The organism is Aliiglaciecola lipolytica (genome assembly GCF_018860635.1).
Taxonomy (GTDB): Bacteria; Pseudomonadota; Gammaproteobacteria; order Enterobacterales; family Alteromonadaceae; genus Aliiglaciecola; species Aliiglaciecola lipolytica_A.
The window spans coordinates 132,646-152,299 of sequence record NZ_JAHKPT010000006.1 but is presented as its reverse complement, the minus strand read 5'-3'; the positions used below and the strand labels follow the sequence as shown (position 1 = coordinate 152,299).

The following is a 19,654-nucleotide window of genomic DNA, read 5'->3' as shown; positions in this document are numbered from 1 at the left end:
TATGCAAACCCCTGATTTAAAAAACATGCAGGTTGTTGTGGTTGGTTTAGGACTGACCGGCAAGTCTTGCGTGAAATTTTTACAGGAGCACGGGGCGAACGTAATCGGTATGGATCGTAATCCTGTTGAAATGCCAGTTGGGGTAAAAACACTCAGCGGTGATTTCAGTCAAGACGTCTTACTCAATGCTGATTTGGTCGTATTGAGTCCAGGGGTTAATCCAAATGGTAGTGTCTTCCAAAACGTGCAAAAAGCGGGAGTGGAGGTGATAGGTGATGTGGAATTATTCGCTCGCTTTAATACTACTCCAGTCATTGCTATTACCGGTTCTAATGGAAAATCGACAGTAACTTGTTTGGTCAATGAAATGCTTAACTGTGCGGGTATGAAAGCGCAAATGGGCGGAAATATAGGCACTCCGGTGTTGGACTTACTCAATACTGATGCCGATTATTTAGTACTCGAATTGTCCAGTTTTCAGCTTGAATTATTGCAATCATTAACCCCAGTTTGCGCAACCATTTTGAATGTGAGTGAAGATCACATTGATCGTCATCAAACATTTTTGGCTTATACCGACGCCAAACAGCGTGTTTATCGCAACGCTGAATATACTATCGCCAACCGTGATGATGTTAAAACTTGGCCAAAAAATTATGTGACCAAAACCAGTTTCGGCTTGAGTCACTCTCCGCTAGGAGTTAGCTGGGACGCGACATCGGAAATGATTTTAGTCGATGGTGAAGGATTTATTTCTGCACAACAGTGCGCTTTGCAGGGGCTGCATAATATTTTAAATATTCAAGCCGCTATCGCCTGTGTTATGCCACTTGGTGTTGAACAGCCTGCAATTGCTAAAGCGGTAAGCTTATTTACTGGTTTGGCACACAGATTTGAAGTGGTCAGCGAACAGCACAATGTACGTTGGATAAATGATTCAAAAGCCACCAATATTGGGGCCACTATTGCTGCTTTACAAAGCCTTAAAAATAGAGGCGCGAGTAAACTTATATTGATTGCTGGTGGCGATGGTAAAAAAGCCGATTTCACACAGCTACAACCGATGTTGTTAGATGATGTAGATTTATTAATAACCTTAGGTAAAGACGGTAGGGAAATAGCATCGTTAAAACCGGGCAGTATTGAAGTGGCCGATTTGATGGAAGCGGTTACCTTTGCAAACGGTATCGTAGAAAGTGGGGATATCGTTTTATTGTCCCCAGCTTGTGCAAGTTTGGATATGTTTGACAACTATCAACATCGCGGTGATGTATTCAAACAAGCTGTTTTGGAGGTCGCTCAATGACTCAAAGCAGGACAACCACTATGAGCACGCAAAGTGATTCGCTATTGCGCAGCATGTTTTCTCAACGCCATGATGGAAAGCAAGTCAGTGGCAGTGTGTTTGATGTTAACTTTATTTTGATCAGCATCGCGTTAATGGCGATTGGTTTAGTGATTGTTACCTCTGCTTCTATGCCGGTGGCAGCGCGACTATTTGATAATCCATTTCATTTTGCGATTCGTCACGGTATCTATTTGTGCTTGGCCTGTGTTGCAGCATGTATTGTGATGCAAATTCCAATGCAATGGTGGCGAGTAAGCAATCCTTGGCTTCTTTTATTAGCCGTAGTGTTGTTGATTTCGGTGCTCTTTGTTGGCCGCACAGTAAACGGCAGTCGTCGCTGGTTGGCGATAGGCCCCATCACTATTCAAGTGGCTGAGTTAGCAAAGTTATTCTTCTTCTGTTATTTGGCTGGCTACATGGTGCGCAGATACGAAGAAGTAACCGAAAATCTCAAAGGCTTTATTAAGCCGCTAGCGGTGTTTTTTGTGTTGGCTTTATTAATTCTATTGCAACCGGATTTAGGCACCGTTGTGGTGATGTTTGCCACCACTCTTGGATTATTGTTTTTAGCGGGTGCAAAACTTTGGCAGTTTTTCGGCTTGGTATTCACTGGATTATCAGCGATTACGGCCTTGATTTTGACCGCAGATTATCGAATGGAGCGAATGAGTTCGTTCTTGAAACCTTGGGATGATCCCTTTGGTGCTGGTTATCAATTAACCCAGTCATTAATGGCTTACGGAAGAGGTGACTGGTTTGGTCAAGGATTAGGAAATAGTCTTCAAAAGCTCGAATTTTTGCCGGAAGCTCATACCGATTTTATTGTGGCGATACTCGCCGAGGAGTTCGGCTTTTTGGGCGTCGCATGTGTTTTAGGTTTGTTATTTGTTTTGGTCTTCAAAGCCCTAAAATTAGGTAATTTAGCGTTGCTTGCAGAACGTCCATTTGAAGGTTATTTAGCCTATGCCATCGGCATTTGGTTTAGTTTTCAAACGGCGGTCAATGTTGGTGCTAGTGCTGGCATACTTCCTACCAAAGGTTTGACTCTACCACTGGTCAGTTACGGCGGTTCAAGCTTAATTGTAATGGCTGTCGCGGTAGCCATTTTAATTCGAATTGATTTTGAAATCCGGGTTGATGGTGTTCAAGCCATGAGCAAGGGGACAAAGAAAAAAGCCAGTAAGGGTAAGTCTAAAGTGAAAAAAATGCTTGCTGAAGCAGCCCAGAAAAATAGTGAGGCCGTGGCAGAATGAATGACATGAGCAGAACTATTTTGATTATGGCTGGCGGCACGGGAGGACATGTTTTCCCAGGCATAGCGGTGGCAAAAGAATTACAACAACGTAATTGGCAAATCCATTGGTTAGGCACAGCTGCTCGTATGGAAGCTGATATTGTTCCTAAAGCTGGTTTCGACATCAGTTTTATTGATGTGGCGGGTGTTCGCGGTAATGGAATCGTACGTTTGTTAAAAGCTCCGTTTCAAGTGATTCATTCGGTGTGGCAAGCTTTAGCTGTGATCAAACAAGTTAAACCTGATGTGGTATTGGGCATGGGTGGTTTTGCTAGCGGCCCTGGCGGTATTGCGGCGTGGATTCGTGGAGTGCCTTTGGTTGTTCATGAACAAAATGCGTTGCCAGGTTTAACCAATAAAGTATTGGCTAAGTTCGCTGCCCGCGTATTGACCGGCTTTAATCAGGCATTTGGAAAGCAGTCTGAAAACAAATATAGCTGGGTGGGTAATCCGGTGAGAAGTGATTTTGCCGACCTACCTGCTAAGCAGTTCAGTGATGATAAATGCAATATTCTTATTGTTGGCGGTTCGTTGGGCGCCAGTGCCCTTAATAGCCATGTTCCGCCCGCTTTATCTGGTATTGCCAACGCACAAGTACGTCATCAAACGGGCAAAGGACAGCAACAGATAGTTGCTGATACCTATCAAAAGTTATGGCCTGACAGCACGAATTGGCAAGTCATGGAGTTTATCGATGATATGGCTCAGGCCTATGCATGGGCAGATGTGGTCATCTGTCGAGCAGGGGCGTTAACCGTTGCTGAAGTCGCAATGGTTGGCGTGGCAGCTATATTTGTTCCTCTTCCACATGCTGTAGATGACCATCAAACAATGAATGCAAGGGCATTAGTGGATCATCATGCAGCCGTTTTATTACCTCAACCTCAATTAGAAGAAGGTGGTTTGAAAGTTATTATTCAACAACTTGTTAACGACGCACAAAGTCGAATTAATATGGGCCAAAAAGCCAAATCTTTAGCTAAACCTCTAGCCACCAAAACGGTTAGTGACATCTGTGAATCGTTGGCAGGAGTGGCGTCATGATTAAGCCTGATAAAGCTAACTACCACGTACCGGAAATGCGTCGCATTAAACAAATTCATTTTATCGGAATTGGCGGAGCGGGTATGGGCGGTATAGCCGAAGTTTTGTTAAATGAAGGTTACGCAATTTCAGGTTCGGACCAACAAAATAATGGTATGACCCAGCGTTTGCAAAGCAAAGGTGCCAAGGTCTTTATTGGTCACCGTGAAGAAAACATTAAAAATGCCAATGTGGTGGTAGTGTCCAGTGCGATTGATCATACCAATCCGGAAATTATCGCTGCTAAAGAAGCAAGAGTACCTGTTATTCGTCGAGCTGAAATGTTAGCGGAACTAATGCGCTTTAGACATGGCATCGCGGTTGCGGGAACCCATGGGAAGACCACAACTACCAGTTTACTGGCGACAATCTTTGCTCAAGCCGAATTAGATCCTACATTTGTGATAGGTGGTCTATTAAACAGTGCTGGCACAAATGCCAAATTAGGTAGCAGCCGGTATTTGATTGCTGAAGCGGATGAAAGCGACGCGTCTTTTGTGCATCTGCAGCCAATGGTATCCATAGTGACCAATATTGAACCTGATCATATGGAAACTTATGACGGTGATTTCCAGCGGATGCAAGACACCTATTTGGATTTTTTGCACAACTTACCCTTCTATGGTTTGGCAGTAATGTGTATAGATGATCCTGTAGTTCAAGCACTATTGCCACGTGTGGGACGTAAAGTAATGACCTACGGTATTGACGAGCAAGCTGATGTGCGCGCGGTCAATATTGAGATGGGCTTTAATCAAAGTCGTTTTACCGCGCAGCGCTCAGGACGTTCGGATTTGCAGGTGACCTTAAATATTGCCGGCAAACATAATATTTTAAATGCGTTATCGGCCATTGCTGTCGCCACAGATGAAGGCGTTGACGATCAGGCTATTGTCGATGCGTTAGGTGCTTTTGAAGGAATTGGTCGTCGTTTCGAACAACTAGGTTGTTTCGACACCGGGGAGGGCGAAGTGATTTTGGTTGATGATTACGGTCATCATCCTACGGAAGTGGCTGCGACCATTGCAGTTGCTCGCAATAACTGGCCAGATAAGCGATTAGTGATGGCCTATCAGCCCCATCGATTTACTCGTACTCGTGACTTATATGAAGACTTCGTGCGGGTGCTATCACAAGTTGACTGTTTGTTATTACTCGAAGTGTATTCTGCTGGAGAAGCGGCGATTGAAGGTGCTGATAGCAAGGCTTTATGTCGCTCTATAAGACAACGTGGGCAAATCGAGCCAATTTATGTGGCGAACAAAGATGAGTTGCCCAAATTACTTTCAGAAGCGTTAAGAGATCAAGATGTTTTGATGACGCAAGGAGCTGGAAATATTGGCCAGATTGCCAAATATTTGCAGTCGATTGAATTAAGCAAAGAACGAATGAATACAGGGTTTGCCGAATGACACTTGGATTAAACATTGATGTAAAACAGTTTGGTAAAGTGGCCGTCTTATTTGGTGGTCATTCTGCAGAACGCGAAGTTTCTTTGCGTTCCGGAAATGCTGTTCTTAAAGCGCTGCAAAGTGCTGGCGTCGATGCCCATAAATTTGATCCTGCTGAACATTTGATAACAGAGCTTGTGGAACAAGGATTTAAGCGTGTGTTAATTATGCTGCACGGTCGTGGCGGCGAAGATGGCAGCATGCAAGGGGCGTTACAAGTTCTGCAATTGCCTTACACTGGCAGTGGGGTGTTAGGTTCTGCCCTAGCAATGGACAAAATTAAAACTAAACAAATTTGGCAAACATTGGGCTTACCAACCGCAAATTATCAGATTGCTGAGAAAAGTAGCTTTGATGCAGGATCTTGCAGGGTTATAATGCAAGAGTTGGGGGACACAGTCATGGTTAAGCCTGCGCAGGAAGGTTCCAGCATAGGTATGACCAAAGTGACGAATGCTGCACAATTAGACGCTGCCATTCAAGACGCATTTAAATACGATAATAGCGTCTTGCTAGAGCGCTTCATTCATGGTCCAGAATACACAGTTACTATTTTAAATGGTAAAGCTTTGCCATCAATTCGTATGTCTACCCCACATACTTTTTATGATTATGACGCAAAGTATCATTCTGATTCTACAGAATATTTTTGTCCTAGTGGGTTATCTATTGAAGATGAAAATAGGCTTGGTGAGCTAGCTCTCCAAGCCTTCGATGCTGTGTCAGGTATCGGTTGGGGACGGATTGATTTTATGCGTGACCAAAGTGGGCAGTTTTATTTATTGGAGGCCAATACTGTACCAGGCATGACTGAAAAAAGTTTAGTGCCAATGGCAGCGAAACAGGCAGGAATGACCTTTGAGCAATTAGTGTTGGCAATATTGCAAACGGCGGATCAGCACTAGTGCAACAATTAGCCGACAATAGCCAGACTAATCGCCGCTATCAATTAGCTGGCATGGTCTTTTTGGCTGTTGTTTTGCTCAGTCTAGTTTATGCCATTTGGTGGTTAGACAATTGGTTGGAAGATGCCCAAAGAGCACCAATAAACCAGGTTATTGTTAGTGGAAAAAGAGTAAATATTAAAGATGAGCTGATCGAAAATACCATTCGTTCAAAACATCCTGAAAGTTTTTTCGAAGTAGATGTGGATCGACTTCATCGGGAAATTGAAGCTTTACCTTGGGTTCATCGCGCATCCGTTCGCAAGCGTTGGCCGAATAGCTTGAATATTCATGTAGTGGAAGAGATCGCCAGTGCAAGATGGAATCGCGATTCGCTATTGAATCAATACGGTGAAATGTTTGATGCGCAGTTACCAGATGCAATGTTGCCTGCTTTGTTCGGTCCCGGTGGCAGTGAGCAAACAGCATTGGATGGTTATCGTGATATGCAAACTTTACTTAACTCAGCCAGTTTGAGTATTGATGAATTATATCTAAGTGAGCGTTTTGCATGGAACTTACGTCTAAAAAATGGCATTCGACTTAACCTCGGACGCTCAGAATATGTAGATAGATTGCAACGTTTTGTCGACGTTTATCCACTGCTTAAAAAGCAAGATAAACAAGTAGATTACATTGACTTGCGCTACGACACGGGGTTAGCCGTGGGATGGAAAAGCGCATCAACAAATGAACAAGAGAGTTAGTTAAAGTGGGTAGCAAATAATATGTCTAAGGTGGCAGAAAGAAATCTAATCGTTGGCTTAGACATGGGCACAAGTAAAGTGAAAGCTGTGGTCGGAGAGATTCTTGACGACGGCGATATCAGCATTGTCGGTGTTGGCACTCATTCAGCCAAAGGTATGGATAAAGGTGGCGTCAACGACTTGAACTTGCTTGTACAGTCTGTGCAACGAGCTGTAGGCGAAATGGAGTTGATGGCTGATTGTCGCGTATCTTCTGTGTTTATGTCGATATCTGGTCGTCATGTGAAGTGTCAAAACGAAAGCGGCATGGTACCGATTAATAATCAGGAAGTGACCCAAGATGATGTTGACAACGTCGTACATGCGGCTCGTTCAGTGCCTATTGCATTAGAGCGTCGTTTGTTACATGTGCTCCCTCAGGAGTACACCATCGATGTGCAAGAAGGGATAAAAAACCCTATTGGTATGTCTGGTGTTCGAATGGAAGCCAGAGCACACATTATTACTTGCGCTGATGATATGGCGAAGAATTTAGTGAAATGTGTTGAGCGCTGTGAACTCAATGCAGATCAAATGATATTTTCAGCATTGGCCTCGAGTTACGCAGTTTTAACTGATGATGAAAAAGAATTGGGTGTTTGTGTTGTTGATATCGGTGGTGGAACCATAGACATGGTGGTGTACACCGATGGTGCTATTCGTCATACCGCGGTTATACCGGTGGCAGGAAATCAAATCACTAGTGATATCGCTAAGATATTTAGAACCCCGATTAATCATGCTGAAGAGATAAAAATTAACTATGCCTGCGCGCTGCGCGACATGGTGAGTATGGAAGAACAAATACAAGTGCCAAGTGTCGGTGGGCGTCCATCAAGAATGATGTCTAGACACACTTTGGCTGAGGTGATTGAGCCTCGTTATCAAGAATTGTTTGAATTGATCCATGAAGAGATCAAAGCCAGTGGGTTGGAAGAGCAAATTGCCGCTGGAATAGTGTTAACTGGCGGCTCGGCCAAAATGGAAGGTGCCGTTGAATTTGCTGAAGAATTGTTTCAAATGCCAGTTCGAGTTGGAGAACCCATTGGCATGAAAGGATTATCTGAATACGTTGAAGATGCGAGTTTCGCAACTGCAGTGGGATTATTGCAATATGGCAAAGAATCCATGCAATCGAAATCGGCGCAAAAAGCCGGCTCCAGTGAAGGATTATGGCATCGTGTTCAAAGTTGGTTTAAGGGGGAATTCTGAGGATGGAAATATCTCGGGATCTTAAAAAATTGAACGTGGGTGTTAACGACTCATGTTTTATCGCGCAAAAATCGGAGAAAAATAATGTTTGAATTAATGGATAGTCACAGCGAAGAAGCTGTCATCAAGGTTATCGGCGTCGGCGGCGGCGGTGGCAATGCAATTGAGCACATGGTTTCGCAAAGTATTGAAGGTGTAGAGTTTATTGCGGTAAACACTGACGCCCAAGTTTTGCGTAGTTCATCTGCCAACCTAACTTTACAAATCGGCTCAGGTGTCACTAAGGGGCTAGGAGCTGGCGCTAACCCAAATATAGGTCGCCAAGCTGCAGAAGAAGACCGTGAAAATATTCGTCAAGCCCTTGAAGGTGCTGACATGGTATTTATTACCGCTGGAATGGGCGGTGGAACAGGAACAGGTGCTGCACCAGAAGTGGCTAAAGTGGCTAAAGAATTAGGCATTTTGACAGTTGCTGTTGTGACCAAACCGTTTCCGTTTGAAGGTAAAAAACGTACAGAATTCGCTGATCAAGGTATTGAAGAGTTATCAAAATACGTTGATTCATTAATTACTATTCCTAACGAAAAGTTATTGAAAGTAATGGGGCGTGGTACGCCATTGCTTAAAGCATTTAGCGAAGCCAATGATGTGTTACGTGGTGCGGTTCAGGGTATTGCCGAGCTAATCACGCGTCCAGGTTTGATAAACGTTGACTTTGCAGACGTGAAAACTGTGATGTCTGAAATGGGTACAGCGATGATGGGAAGTGGCTCTGCTAAAGGTGAAGACCGTGCAGAAGAAGCGTCTGAAGCGGCTATTGCTTGTCCATTGTTGGAAGATATCGATCTATCTGGTGCCCGCGGTATTTTGGTTAATATCACTGCTGGTCCTGACTTTGCGATTGATGAGTTTGAAACAGTTGGTAATGCGGTTAAAGCCTTTGCCTCTGAAAATGCAACCGTCGTTGTAGGTACCGTTATTGATATGGATATGAGTGATGAATTACGAGTAACCGTTGTGGCTACAGGCATTGGTGCAGAACGTAAACCAGATATCTCATTGGTTAGCAGTCAAGGCTCACGGGTATCAGCGGAAGCAAAACAATTCAAATTACAGCCTGATGGCGGTGATCGAATTGGTAATACAGCCACTGATATGAATAAAGCTGTCGCAACCGAAGAAAAAACGGAAGCCAATACTGATTATGAGTATTTGGATATTCCTGCATTTTTACGCAAGCAGGCAGACTGATTTTTCGCCGAATTTGAATTTTTTGGCGAATTAGTGGTCATAGCTAGATAGATAATTACGAATTTTTGAAAGCTTAAAAACGCGAAGGGTTATACTGTGCTTGGTCATAAGGTGATAGATGTCGAATGTGAAATTGACAATATTACTGACTAGATGTGAAAGTGCGGTTTAACAAATATGACAGATTTTTGACATTAGACCAGTTGGTCAGTATAATACGCGCCGGTTTTTAGCTGATATAATGTTTTTGGATTAGGCAACAGTTAGATGATAAAGCAACGCACAATCAAACATGCTGTGCAAGAAACAGGGATAGGTCTGCACAAAGGTGAAAAGGTCTCCATGACTCTCCGGCCTGCGCCGGCGAATACTGGTATTGTATTTCGCCGCATAGATCTTGAGCCCCATGTGGATATTCCTGCCAAAGCGAATGCTGTAGGCGACACAGTGCTGTGTACCTGTTTGAGTAATGAAAACGGGGTATCAATCTATACTGTTGAGCATTTATCCTCAGCCCTGGCTGGTTTAGGCATCGATAACATTATTGTTGAAGTAGACAGTAATGAACTTCCGATTATGGACGGCAGCGCGAGTCCGTTCATTTTCTTGCTGCAATCAGCGGGTATTGAAGAGCTAAATGCACCCAAAAAGTTCATTCGTATTATTAAACACATACGTGTTGAAGACGGCGATAAGTGGGCGGAGTTTCATCCTTACGATGGCTTCAGAGTGGATTTCAAAATTGATTTTGAACACCCAGTTATTAGTCAAACTCGTCAACACATTGTGATGGATTTTGATGCATCCTCTTACGTTGATCAGGTAAGTCGAGCCAGAACTTTTGGTTTTATGCGCGACTTCGAATACATGAATGCCAATAATTTGGCCTTGGGTGGCAGCATGGAAAATGCAGTTGCTCTGGATGAATACCGAGTGTTGAATCCTGAAGGTTTACGTTATCAAGATGAGTTTTTGAAACATAAAATTCTTGATGCGGTAGGCGATTTATACCTGGGAGCTCACAGTATTGTTGGTGAGTTGAAAGCATACAAATCAGGTCATGGTCTAAATAACAAGCTACTCAATGCGATGTTAAATGACCAGACTTGCTGGGAATATGTAACGTACGAAAATCAAGATGAAGTCCCCATTCATTTTGCATCTGCAGTTTTAGCAAATTAGCTATTGAACATCAAAATGCCGCATCTGCGGCATTTTTTAGTTTAGCATCTGGCTAAAAGAACAAAACACTTCATATAAATACCTTGATAACCTAATGTTCTACAAGGTATTGTTTGGGGTTAGAAAAAAACGAAATGCAGCTTGGCGAAAAATAACGAACAAAAAGCCAATGAAACTGTATGAAAAGTAATCGGTTGGATTGTTTCCAGATACCTATTAGAGCTATTAACCTAGGGCTAACAGGTTTAGTATCCATTCCAGCTAAATAATCACGAGAATACCTTACATGAGTTTAACACTACATTATAAAGGCAAATCAACGGAGTTTTCCTATCACATAGGAAAGCGGCGATTGGTTGTCGGCTTTGTTTTGGTATGCGGGCTGGTTATGCTTTCAAGTCGCACTAATCATAAGATTGATGAGTCTCATGCTCGTATAGAGTATGCAAAAAGCGGCTTTATTGAGCAAAAACGAGACGTATCAGAGCTAAAATCAGCAACAGAACAACAATTAGCTGGCATTATGCTTAATTTGGCAGACGTGCAAAGCCAGATTCAACGTGTCAATGCGTTAGGGGCAAGGTTGGTAGAACAAGCTGGTTTAAATCAAGATGAGTTTGGCTTCCAAGAGTTGAGTAGTGTTGGTGGTCCAATCACCGATTCAGTTATTACTATTCAAGGCAGTAATGAGTTGCTGGAGCGCATTGATTCGATGCTTGAAAGCTTAGATAGTAAAACTCAACAACTTGCAGCCCTTGAATCCATCATGATGAATCACCATATAGACGATCAGACTCATTTAGAAGGGCGTCCAATCACCTCAGGGTGGTTATCTTCATACTATGGTGTGCGGAAAGACCCATTTAGTGGCTTGCCGACAATGCATAAAGGTCTCGATTTTGCTGGCAAACAAGGTGACGCTGTTGTGTCTACCGGAGCTGGCCTAGTAACATGGGCGGGGGAGCGATATGGTTATGGTCAATTAGTTGAGATTGATCATGGCAATGGTCTTGTCACACGTTATGGTCACAATCAAGGCATAAGTGTTAAGATTGGGGATGTGGTCACCAAAGGCCAAGAAATAGCCCTTATGGGAAGTACCGGACGGTCAACAGGCGTTCATGTGCATTACGAAGTGATTAAAAATGGCAAGCAGCAAGATCCGCTGCCGTTTGTTTATCGAAAGTGATAAGTGATTTAACCACGTAAATTTGAAAATCGGCTCCATTGGGAGCCGATTGTTTTATCTCTCTATTAGATTGGAAGCTGTAAATCGATGTTTTCGAGTATATTCAGAAAAATTTTCGGTAGTCGTAATGACCGCCTGCTAAAAAAACTTAACAAACGTGTTGTCGAAATTAACGCCTTAGAGCCTGAGTTCGAAGCCTTGGACGATGAGCAGCTTAAAGCTAAAACGGTTGAGTTTAAGCAACGCATTCAAGATGGCGTTAGTCTAGATGACATCATGGTTGAAGCTTTTGCTGTTGTAAGAGAAGCCAGTAAACGGGTTTTCTCGATGCGTCATTTTGATGTGCAAATGGTCGGTGGCCAAGTGCTGCATGAAGGTAAAATTGCTGAGATGCGTACCGGTGAGGGTAAAACCCTTACTTCTACGTTGCCTGCTTATTTGAATGGTTTATCTGGTAAGGGCGTGCATGTTATAACCGTAAACGATTACTTGGCTAAACGTGATGCTGATTGGAGTCGTCCATTATTTGAATTCCTGGGTTTGACAGTGGGTTGTAATGTTCCTGGTATGTCCCATGCTGAGAAAAAAGAAGCCTACGCAGCGGATATTACTTACGGTACCAACAACGAATTTGGTTTCGATTATCTTCGCGACAATATGGCGTTTAGTCCCAATGACCGTGTTCAAAAGAAACTGTATTTTGCAGTAATAGATGAAGTTGATTCCATTCTGATTGATGAAGCCAGAACACCACTTATTATATCTGGTCAGGCGGAAGACAGTTCAGAGTTATATCGCCAAATTAACTTAATTATTCCACATTTAGTGCAACAAGCTGACGAAGATAAAGAAGGCGATGAAGCGGGCCGTGAAGGTGAAGGTGATTTCACCATCGATGAAAAAGGTAAGCAAATTCACTTAACTGAACGTGGTCAGATTCACGTTGAAGAAATACTCAAAGAAAACGGTATCTTGCCGCAGGATGAATCATTATTCGCAGCTTCAAATATTTCTTTACTGCATCACGTTAATGCTGCTTTGAGAGCCCATAAATTATTTAATAAAGACGTTGACTACATAGTCAATGGCGACGAGATAGTCATTGTTGATGAACATACCGGCCGTACTATGGAAGGACGCCGTTGGTCAGAAGGTTTACATCAGGCTGTTGAAGCTAAAGAAGGTGTGAAAATTCAAAACGAAAACCAAACACTTGCCTCAATAACGTTCCAGAACTACTTCCGACTTTATGAAAAACTGGCAGGTATGACGGGGACAGCTGATACTGAAGCATTTGAGTTTAACCATATTTATGGTTTGGAAACTGTGGTTATTCCAACCAACAAACCTATGCTTCGTGACGATAAAGCAGACTTAATTTACCTAACTGCCGAAGAGAAATACGAAGCGATAGTTGAAGACATAAAAGAATGTGTTAAACGTGGTCAACCAACTTTGGTGGGTACAGTTTCCATTGAAAATTCAGAGTTGCTTTCGCGAGTCTTGAAAAAAGCTAAGATTCCCCATGAAGTATTGAACGCCAAACAACATTTGCGTGAAGCCGATATTGTCGCACAGGCAGGTCGTCCTGGTGCGGTGACAATAGCGACTAACATGGCTGGTCGTGGTACAGATATAGTGTTGGGTGGTAACTGGCAATCTGAAGTTGCAAAAATACATGACCCTAAACCTGAAAAAGTAGCCAAAATCAAAGCGCAGTGGGAAGAAGATCACAAGAAAGTTATTGAAGCTGGTGGACTACATATCATTGGTACTGAGCGTCACGAATCAAGACGTATTGATAATCAATTACGTGGTCGTTCTGGTCGTCAAGGTGACCCAGGTTCTTCACGTTTCTATCTATCATTAGAAGATGCACTAATGCGTATTTTTGCTTCTGAAAAAATGGGCAATATGATGAAACGCTTAGGCATGGAACACGGTGAAGCTATTGAACACCCTTGGGTGACACGTGCCATCGAAAATGCGCAACGTAAAGTTGAAGGACGCAACTTCGATATGCGTAAACAGCTTTTAGAATATGATGATGTAGCCAATGATCAACGTAAAGTAATTTACGAACAACGTAATGAGTTGTTAGATGAAGGTGAAATCAGTGAAACCATTCAGGCAATCAGAGAAGATGTAGTCAATAGTGTTATTGACGACTACATACCGCCTCAATCTCTTGAAGAGATGTGGGATGTTGCCGGTTTAGAAGAGCGTATTCAAGGTGACTTCTTATTGGAATTACCCATCCAGAAGTGGCTAGATGAAGACGACAAATTATTCGAAGAAAAGCTACGTGAACGTATCCATGCTGGTGTAAATGACGCCTACAAAGAAAAAGAAGAGGCGGTTGGTGCAGATGTTATGCGTCAATTTGAAAAAGCAGTCATGTTGCAAAATCTGGATAGTTCGTGGAAAGAACATTTGGCTGCGATGGATCATTTACGCCAAGGTATTCATTTACGAGGCTATGCTCAGAAAAATCCAAAACAAGAATACAAACGTGAATCTTTCCAACTATTTTCTGAGATGCTAGAGAATCTTAAAGTCGAAGTGATCAACATTCTTAGCAAGGTACGGGTTAAAGCCGAATCTGATGTTGAAGCAGTTGAAGAGCAACGTAGGCAAGCCGATGAAGTTCAAAAGAGTTACGAACATGAATCGCCAAATGAGCCAGAGCAAAGTGCTAACGCTGGACCTACAACAACAGTGCGTGAAGGCGCTAAAGTTGGCCGTAATGATCCCTGTCCTTGTGGTTCAGGTAAAAAATACAAGCAGTGTCACGGTAAACTAAGTTAACCTTATTTGAATATATAAAAAGGGCATTTTTGCCCTTTTTTTGTGGAAATTAACGAATGAAAATTGTAGACGTGGCGGTTGGCGTCATTAAACGGGATAATCTAATCTTTATTAGTAAGCGAGCTGACGATTTGCATCAAGGAGGGTTATGGGAGTTTCCTGGCGGCAAGATTGAAGCAAACGAAACCGTTGCCCAAGCCACAGCGCGCGAGTTACATGAAGAGGTTGGTATCGATGTTGTTTCGCAGTCTGAATTTATGTTAATTGAACATGATTACGGAGATAAACAAGTTCGTTTACATATTCAATTAGTTGAACAATTTAGCAATGAGCCCTGCGGAAAAGAAGGTCAACTAACTCAGTGGGTGGCTATCGATAGCCTTGCTAGCTTGACCTTTCCGGCAGCGAATCAAGCCATTATAGCGAAGCTTGAATCCGACTTTTAAGCTTATCTGCATAGTCTTTTTGTTTTATAACAGTTGCTAATTCTTGGTTGATTGAGCGAATTAAAATGATTAATTCTCTGTGTTCCTTGGATTTGCTTTTGAGCAACTGATCAATTTGCGAAAGTTGATTCAAGCAACAGTCTTTCACATCCTCGTTATATTGTTTGCCAAGGAATTCGACTAATTGCGCCGTGTCATTCCCTCTGGCGCTGAACGGTTGGTTTTTGGCTTCTTCAATCTGTTTACGTAATTCAGATGTGCGATCAACCACTTGATTGAGTAGAGATTTGGCTCTGTCTACCAGGTTTGGTTCCAACGCTTGAATTACCCCTTCGAGCTCAGTTAATTTTTCATCTTGATAATGGGTAATATTATTTTTTGCATAAACCTGGCGAGCATCGCGCAACCCTTGGTTGGCAATAATTAAGGTATCTAGATTTGCCATAGGGGCATTTCTGACTTCAGGGGTTAATAACAACAAGGCTTTATCGAGGGGGATTTGTGCTTGCGTAACAGTTGCTTCTCGGTACAACATTGCATCCGTTTTGGCTGGCTCTTGCTGGCAGCCCACTAATATTTGCAAACAACACAGCAAAACCACATTACACCAGATCGTTTTAACCACTCTACAGCCTTAAAAAATGAACAGTTTTAATTGCAAGGGAGTATAGCAAAAGGCCTAGGCAACTAATACAACTCAAATGAAGTGATCAGGTGAACTGCAGGCAGCCTAAGTCAAGGGTTATCCGTGGGCATAGGTCTTTTGTGGATTACTACGTACGGGCTGTTTCACCGAGCATACTTTGTTACGCCCGCTATTTTTGGCCTCATACAAAGCTGCATCTGCACTGTCGATAAGTTGTGTCAAATTAGATTTACCCGTATCTGCGCTTATCCCAAAACTAGCGGTAATTTGAATCACTTTTTTATCTGCAACAAAGATATGTTTGGCGATAACTGTTCGCGCCCTGTCTGCGATGTGATTAGCAATCGTAATATCCGCTGCAGGGAGCAGAATAACGAACTCTTCTCCGCCCCATCTAGCGACAATATCAATATCCCTTAGAAAAGACTGAAGTAAAGTGGCGACTTCACACAATGCCTTATCACCAACGCTATGACCGTAAGTATCGTTTATATCCTTAAAGTGATCTAAATCCACCATTATCACAGCAATGGATTTATTCATTCTGGCTACTTTTTCATAGTGCCAAGCTAAATGTGCTCTATTGGGAAGTTGAGTTAATGGATCTCTTTGATGGCGTTTTGCAAATTCACCTTGTAACGACTTGCCGATTAACCAAATAATCAAAATTGCAGTAAAGATTGCGATAATGATGTAAACGGTTTGAATTATAAAGTCTTCAGTTGCAGCAATCTGACGAACTTTCAAAGGGTTGATTAAAAACATTTTCCAATTTAATGACTCGAAATCTGCCTCTGCAATGAGCAAGTCATCTCCTGCTACTTCAACAAGATAATTGTTATAGTGGTTGATATTATTTCGTTTAGAAATAAATGGGGCATACCAAGGCAGTTGATTTAGCTGCAAGATGCGCTTGCCATCAGCTACCAAGTTTGTGTCAGAAGACAGTACAATGTTGTCATTGTGATCAACGAAAACAAAATCGTAACCATATTGTCTTTTAAAATCGTCGAAGGCATTTATGAAAGTAGTTAATTTTTTGTTTAGCCCTATGAACCCAAGAAACTCACCTTCGTCATTATGTACTTTTACATCATAATAAATGCGTATATCTTGGCGATTGCCTAATATGCCGACGATTTTATGCTTGGTTTTTTTGGCGCGAAAATACCATTCAACTTTATTTTCATCCAAAGCCAATGATGGACCATCGGAATTATATTGAGTTCGGTTGCTTTCGTTGGCAACAAAAAACTCCATTTTGAATTCTTCCGATAAATCTTTGAGCTTCTGTTCAATTGCGATTTGATCGATAACTGTGTCATTCATCAACGTTTTCAGGCTTGATGCCCGCGCTATTGTTTCAGCGATAAACAAAGGTTTTACGATTTCTTCTGAGACTAAATTGAAGGCAGGGGTAAGGCTCTCTTGCTCCAATAGACTTTGTGTTTCTACTGACTTCAAAAGTGAAATAATTGCGCTTAAGGCCACTGCAAAAATGAATGCAACTATGGCAACTATAACTTTATTCTTGAAGTATCTTCGCCATTTTTGGACCATTACTTAAACCTATATTTACTGAGCGTAGGACTTTAACAAACCAGCCAATAAACACCATTCAACTTTAGTATAAAAATTAGGCGGAAAAAATACTAAGAAATCTCTTTGCGGTTACGTTTAGTGGCTAAAGGTCGTGCTAAATCAGGGGCTTGTTATCGGACAATTTAATTTAGACTCAGGGGCTTAATCCGTAACTAGGAAGGAGGATTGTGCTTTATTGTCCATTTTCACACGGTAAATGTTATTATACAGAAGCTGCAACCATAGAAGAGATGAATAAAGAGGTAATATTTCGTCTTTAAGTATATTTACTTAGCTTTGGTTACCTTAAATTTACCTTAAACATTTAGACTAAGAAGATTATGGCCAAATCCAACATTTCCAAATTACTGGATAAACATGACAACTTGATTCATTCCGAGATGATGAAAGTAGTTTCTCATGTACAACGCAAAGATGAAGACTGGATCATGAATACAGTGATGGTTGAAGGACAAGACGTGCCTTTTAAATTTCGTCGTAAGAAACAATACAAAAACCTCAATGGTTGTCAGGTGAATCTTACTTATTACCCAATAGTTGAAACTGTTGCGGGAATAGAATTTGAAGCGATGAAAGTGGTTAGAATCAAAATAGCTTAGGAATTTTGGCGATGGCTGAGCACAATGCAATGCTCAATGGGTTAGTTCTTCATCGACGACAATATCGGGAAACCAGTTTTCTTGTAGATTTTTTCACTAAGCAACAGGGGCGTATCTCTGCCGTGTGCCGCGGAGTCAGAGGCGGTAAAAGCGCCAAGTCGAATGAAAAAAAGAGTCTTCTACAGCCATTCCAACCCCTGAGCCTAACGTTCAGTGGAAGGCATGAATTGAAAAACCTTGCACAAATTGAAGGAAATGGCAGAGCTTTTTTGTTGCAAGGTGCAGTATTATTTTCCGCAATGTATTTGAATGAACTGCTTAATCGAGTATTGCCAAAAGAAGTGTCATATCCTGAAGTGTTTGACCTTTATATGGCCAGCCTGCTTCGCCTTGCTAACAATGAATCAATTGAAGTTGTATTACGGGAATTTGAAATCAGTCTGATTCACAATATTGGTTACGGATTCGATTGGCAATCTGATTGTCATTCTGGCGACAAATTAGAACCCAATGGCTATTATAGTTTCATTAGTGATCGCGGTTTTTATCGTCTTAATCAGGTGGAGCAAACCGCTAATTGTTTTCTAGGAACAGATTTAGAAAATGTTGCTAGTTTTCAGTGGGACAAACAAAGTTTACTAGTTGCCAAGCGTGTTACACGGATGGCTTTTAAACCTATTATCGGTGATAAACCGTTAAAAAGCAGAGAGTTATTTATTAAATTGGAGCGAACTGAATGAGTGATATCTTCTTGGGTGTGAATATTGATCACATCGCCACATTGCGAAATGCGCGAGGAACCCAATACCCTGATCCTGTGCATGCCGCCGATATTGCAGAGCGCGCAGGCGCTGATGGGATCACAGTTCACTTGCGTGAAGACCGCCGGCACATTAAAGATCGCGATGTGAGACTGCTTCGAGAAACCATCAATACTCGCTTAAATTTAGAGATGGCAGTGACCGAAGAAATGCTCGCGATAGCTATCCAGACTAAACCTGAGTTTTGTTGCTTGGTGCCTGAAAAAAGACAGGAGCTTACCACTGAAGGTGGTTTAGATGTTGCGGGTAATCTCAGTAAATTAACAGAGGCTTGTTCGCGATTGGGCGAACAAAATATCCAAGTGTCGCTATTTATCGATGCGCAAAAGAATCAAATCGATGCTGCGCTAAAAGCGGGCGCGCCGTACATTGAAATACATACAGGTCAATATGCCGAGGCGACTACCGAAGCTCAAATGTTAGTAGAGTTGGAAAAGCTTAAAACTGGGATAAGTTACGCCCATTCTTTGGGATTAAAGGTTAACGCCGGTCACGGTTTGCATTATCACAACGTCAAACCGATTGCTGCATTGGATGAAATTATTGAATTGAATATAGGCCATGCGATTATTGCCCGTGCTGCGTTTGATGGATTAGCCACTGCGGTTGCCGATATGAAACGACTGATGTTAGAGGCGAGGGCATAAGTTGGCCGTTTTAGGTCTGGGTACAGACATTATAGAAATAGTGCGATTAGAGAAACAACTTGAAAAATCAGATCGATTGCCTTTACGTATTTTAACGTCCACTGAAATGCAGATTTATCGTGAACACCCTTATCCTTCACGATATTTAGCGAAGCGATTTGCCGCTAAAGAAGCGGCAGTTAAAGCCTTAGGTACGGGGATTGGGAATGGTGTGGGTTGGCAACAAATCGAAATTACCAGTGGTGAGTTGGGTGAACCTATAATTCGCTTTAGTGGACACTTTGCAAAATTGTGTGAGCAGCGTGGTATTGATAATGCCTTGGTGTCTATTTCAGATGAGCAGCACTATGCAATGGCCACAGTGATTTTGGAGCAGAGTAAATAA

At 42.2% G+C, this 19,654-nt stretch carries 18 protein-coding genes; 16 read left to right on the top strand and 2 right to left on the bottom strand.

From position 1 onward, the window contains the following. The first annotated feature begins 1 nt into the window (after position 1). From murD to mutT, 12 genes are all read left to right on the top strand, one after another. Positions 2–1,306 carry a UDP-N-acetylmuramoyl-L-alanine--D-glutamate ligase gene (gene murD, locus KO530_RS03130; RefSeq protein WP_216046939.1) on the top strand — a complete coding sequence of 435 codons (1,305 nt, stop codon included), beginning with the start codon at positions 2–4 and terminating at the stop codon, positions 1,304–1,306. 20 nt (positions 1,307–1,326) lie between these two features. Continuing rightward, positions 1,327–2,601: a cell division protein FtsW gene (gene ftsW / locus KO530_RS03125; protein ID WP_216046938.1), complete on the top strand. Its 1,275-nt coding sequence runs from the start codon at positions 1,327–1,329 to the stop codon at positions 2,599–2,601. Beyond that, on the top strand, positions 2,598–3,686 hold the full coding sequence (gene murG / locus KO530_RS03120; protein ID WP_216046937.1) for an undecaprenyldiphospho-muramoylpentapeptide beta-N-acetylglucosaminyltransferase: 1,089 nt from the start codon (positions 2,598–2,600) through the stop codon (positions 3,684–3,686). Before ftsW ends, murG begins: the two co-directional genes overlap by 4 nt. Further along, complete coding sequence (gene murC, locus KO530_RS03115) at positions 3,683–5,137, top strand: UDP-N-acetylmuramate--L-alanine ligase (RefSeq protein WP_216046936.1); 1,455 nt, start codon at positions 3,683–3,685, stop codon at positions 5,135–5,137. The genes murG and murC overlap by 4 nt, the downstream gene beginning before the upstream one ends. Further along, positions 5,134–6,081 (top strand): D-alanine--D-alanine ligase, encoded by a 948-nt coding sequence (locus KO530_RS03110; RefSeq protein ID WP_216046935.1) that lies wholly within the window; start codon positions 5,134–5,136, stop codon positions 6,079–6,081. The genes murC and KO530_RS03110 overlap by 4 nt, the downstream gene beginning before the upstream one ends. Further along, entirely contained in the window at positions 6,081–6,827 is a 747-nt protein-coding gene (locus tag KO530_RS03105; protein WP_303500508.1) for a cell division protein FtsQ/DivIB, read from the top strand. Before KO530_RS03110 ends, KO530_RS03105 begins: the two co-directional genes overlap by 1 nt. A gap of 21 nt (positions 6,828–6,848) precedes the next feature. Further along, complete coding sequence (gene ftsA / locus KO530_RS03100) at positions 6,849–8,078, top strand: cell division protein FtsA (protein ID WP_216046934.1); 1,230 nt, start codon at positions 6,849–6,851, stop codon at positions 8,076–8,078. A gap of 84 nt (positions 8,079–8,162) precedes the next feature. Continuing rightward, the gene (gene ftsZ, locus KO530_RS03095; protein WP_216046933.1) at positions 8,163–9,329 is read left to right on the top strand and encodes a cell division protein FtsZ; all 1,167 of its coding nucleotides are present in this window, start codon (positions 8,163–8,165) and stop codon (positions 9,327–9,329) included. A 267-nt stretch (positions 9,330–9,596) separates the two neighbouring features. Next, positions 9,597–10,511 carry a UDP-3-O-acyl-N-acetylglucosamine deacetylase gene (gene lpxC / locus KO530_RS03090; protein WP_216046932.1) on the top strand — a complete coding sequence of 305 codons (915 nt, stop codon included), beginning with the start codon at positions 9,597–9,599 and terminating at the stop codon, positions 10,509–10,511. Between the two features lie 286 nt (positions 10,512–10,797). Then, positions 10,798–11,700 (top strand): M23 family metallopeptidase, encoded by a 903-nt coding sequence (locus KO530_RS03085; RefSeq protein WP_216046931.1) that lies wholly within the window; start codon positions 10,798–10,800, stop codon positions 11,698–11,700. Between the two features lie 87 nt (positions 11,701–11,787). Continuing rightward, positions 11,788–14,508 carry a preprotein translocase subunit SecA gene (secA, locus tag KO530_RS03080; protein WP_216046930.1) on the top strand — a complete coding sequence of 907 codons (2,721 nt, stop codon included), beginning with the start codon at positions 11,788–11,790 and terminating at the stop codon, positions 14,506–14,508. A gap of 56 nt (positions 14,509–14,564) precedes the next feature. Further along, positions 14,565–14,954 (top strand): 8-oxo-dGTP diphosphatase MutT, encoded by a 390-nt coding sequence (gene mutT / locus KO530_RS03075; protein WP_216046929.1) that lies wholly within the window; start codon positions 14,565–14,567, stop codon positions 14,952–14,954. On the opposite strand, the gene KO530_RS03070 is transcribed toward mutT, so the two are convergent. After that, the gene (locus KO530_RS03070; protein WP_216046928.1) at positions 14,926–15,579 is read right to left on the bottom strand and encodes a hypothetical protein; all 654 of its coding nucleotides are present in this window, start codon (positions 15,577–15,579) and stop codon (positions 14,926–14,928) included. The two genes, mutT and KO530_RS03070, sit on opposite strands and share 29 nt — an antisense overlap. A gap of 117 nt (positions 15,580–15,696) precedes the next feature. After that, on the bottom strand, positions 15,697–17,160 hold the full coding sequence (locus tag KO530_RS03065; RefSeq protein ID WP_216046927.1) for a sensor domain-containing diguanylate cyclase: 1,464 nt from the start codon (positions 17,158–17,160) through the stop codon (positions 15,697–15,699). A gap of 362 nt (positions 17,161–17,522) precedes the next feature. On the opposite strand from KO530_RS03065, the gene KO530_RS03060 reads away from it, so the two are divergent. From KO530_RS03060 to acpS, 4 genes are read left to right on the top strand one after another with little or no spacing between them, the layout of a single operon-like run. After that, complete coding sequence (locus KO530_RS03060; protein ID WP_252728775.1) at positions 17,523–17,801, top strand: hypothetical protein; 279 nt, start codon at positions 17,523–17,525, stop codon at positions 17,799–17,801. Positions 17,802–17,812: 11 nt separating this feature from the next. Next, a complete protein-coding gene (gene recO, locus KO530_RS03055) occupies positions 17,813–18,541 on the top strand; it encodes a DNA repair protein RecO (protein ID WP_252728773.1) in 729 nt (242 codons plus the stop codon). Continuing rightward, complete coding sequence (gene pdxJ, locus KO530_RS03050) at positions 18,538–19,269, top strand: pyridoxine 5'-phosphate synthase (RefSeq protein ID WP_216046926.1); 732 nt, start codon at positions 18,538–18,540, stop codon at positions 19,267–19,269. The genes recO and pdxJ overlap by 4 nt, the downstream gene beginning before the upstream one ends. A 1-nt stretch (position 19,270) precedes the next feature. Further along, positions 19,271–19,654 carry a holo-ACP synthase gene (gene acpS / locus KO530_RS03045; RefSeq protein ID WP_216046925.1) on the top strand — a complete coding sequence of 128 codons (384 nt, stop codon included), beginning with the start codon at positions 19,271–19,273 and terminating at the stop codon, positions 19,652–19,654.

Excerpts from the sequence above, each read along its gene's own strand:
- murD (WP_216046939.1), top strand. The coding sequence starts at position 2 with ATGCAAACCCCTGATTTAAAAAACATGCAGGTTGTTGTGGTTGGTTTA.
- ftsW (WP_216046938.1), top strand. The coding sequence starts at position 1,327 with ATGAGCACGCAAAGTGATTCGCTATTGCGCAGCATGTTTTCTCAACGC.
- murG (WP_216046937.1), top strand. The coding sequence starts at position 2,598 with ATGAATGACATGAGCAGAACTATTTTGATTATGGCTGGCGGCACGGGA.
- murC (WP_216046936.1), top strand. The coding sequence starts at position 3,683 with ATGATTAAGCCTGATAAAGCTAACTACCACGTACCGGAAATGCGTCGC.
- KO530_RS03110 (WP_216046935.1), top strand. The coding sequence starts at position 5,134 with ATGACACTTGGATTAAACATTGATGTAAAACAGTTTGGTAAAGTGGCC.
- ftsA (WP_216046934.1), top strand. The coding sequence starts at position 6,849 with ATGTCTAAGGTGGCAGAAAGAAATCTAATCGTTGGCTTAGACATGGGC.
- ftsZ (WP_216046933.1), top strand. The coding sequence starts at position 8,163 with ATGTTTGAATTAATGGATAGTCACAGCGAAGAAGCTGTCATCAAGGTT.
- lpxC (WP_216046932.1), top strand. The coding sequence starts at position 9,597 with ATGATAAAGCAACGCACAATCAAACATGCTGTGCAAGAAACAGGGATA.
- KO530_RS03085 (WP_216046931.1), top strand. The coding sequence starts at position 10,798 with ATGAGTTTAACACTACATTATAAAGGCAAATCAACGGAGTTTTCCTAT.
- secA (WP_216046930.1), top strand. The coding sequence starts at position 11,788 with ATGTTTTCGAGTATATTCAGAAAAATTTTCGGTAGTCGTAATGACCGC.
- mutT (WP_216046929.1), top strand. The coding sequence starts at position 14,565 with ATGAAAATTGTAGACGTGGCGGTTGGCGTCATTAAACGGGATAATCTA.
- KO530_RS03065 (WP_216046927.1), bottom strand. The coding sequence starts at position 17,160 with ATGGTCCAAAAATGGCGAAGATACTTCAAGAATAAAGTTATAGTTGCC.
- KO530_RS03060 (WP_252728775.1), top strand. The coding sequence starts at position 17,523 with ATGGCCAAATCCAACATTTCCAAATTACTGGATAAACATGACAACTTG.
- recO (WP_252728773.1), top strand. The coding sequence starts at position 17,813 with ATGGCTGAGCACAATGCAATGCTCAATGGGTTAGTTCTTCATCGACGA.
- pdxJ (WP_216046926.1), top strand. The coding sequence starts at position 18,538 with ATGAGTGATATCTTCTTGGGTGTGAATATTGATCACATCGCCACATTG.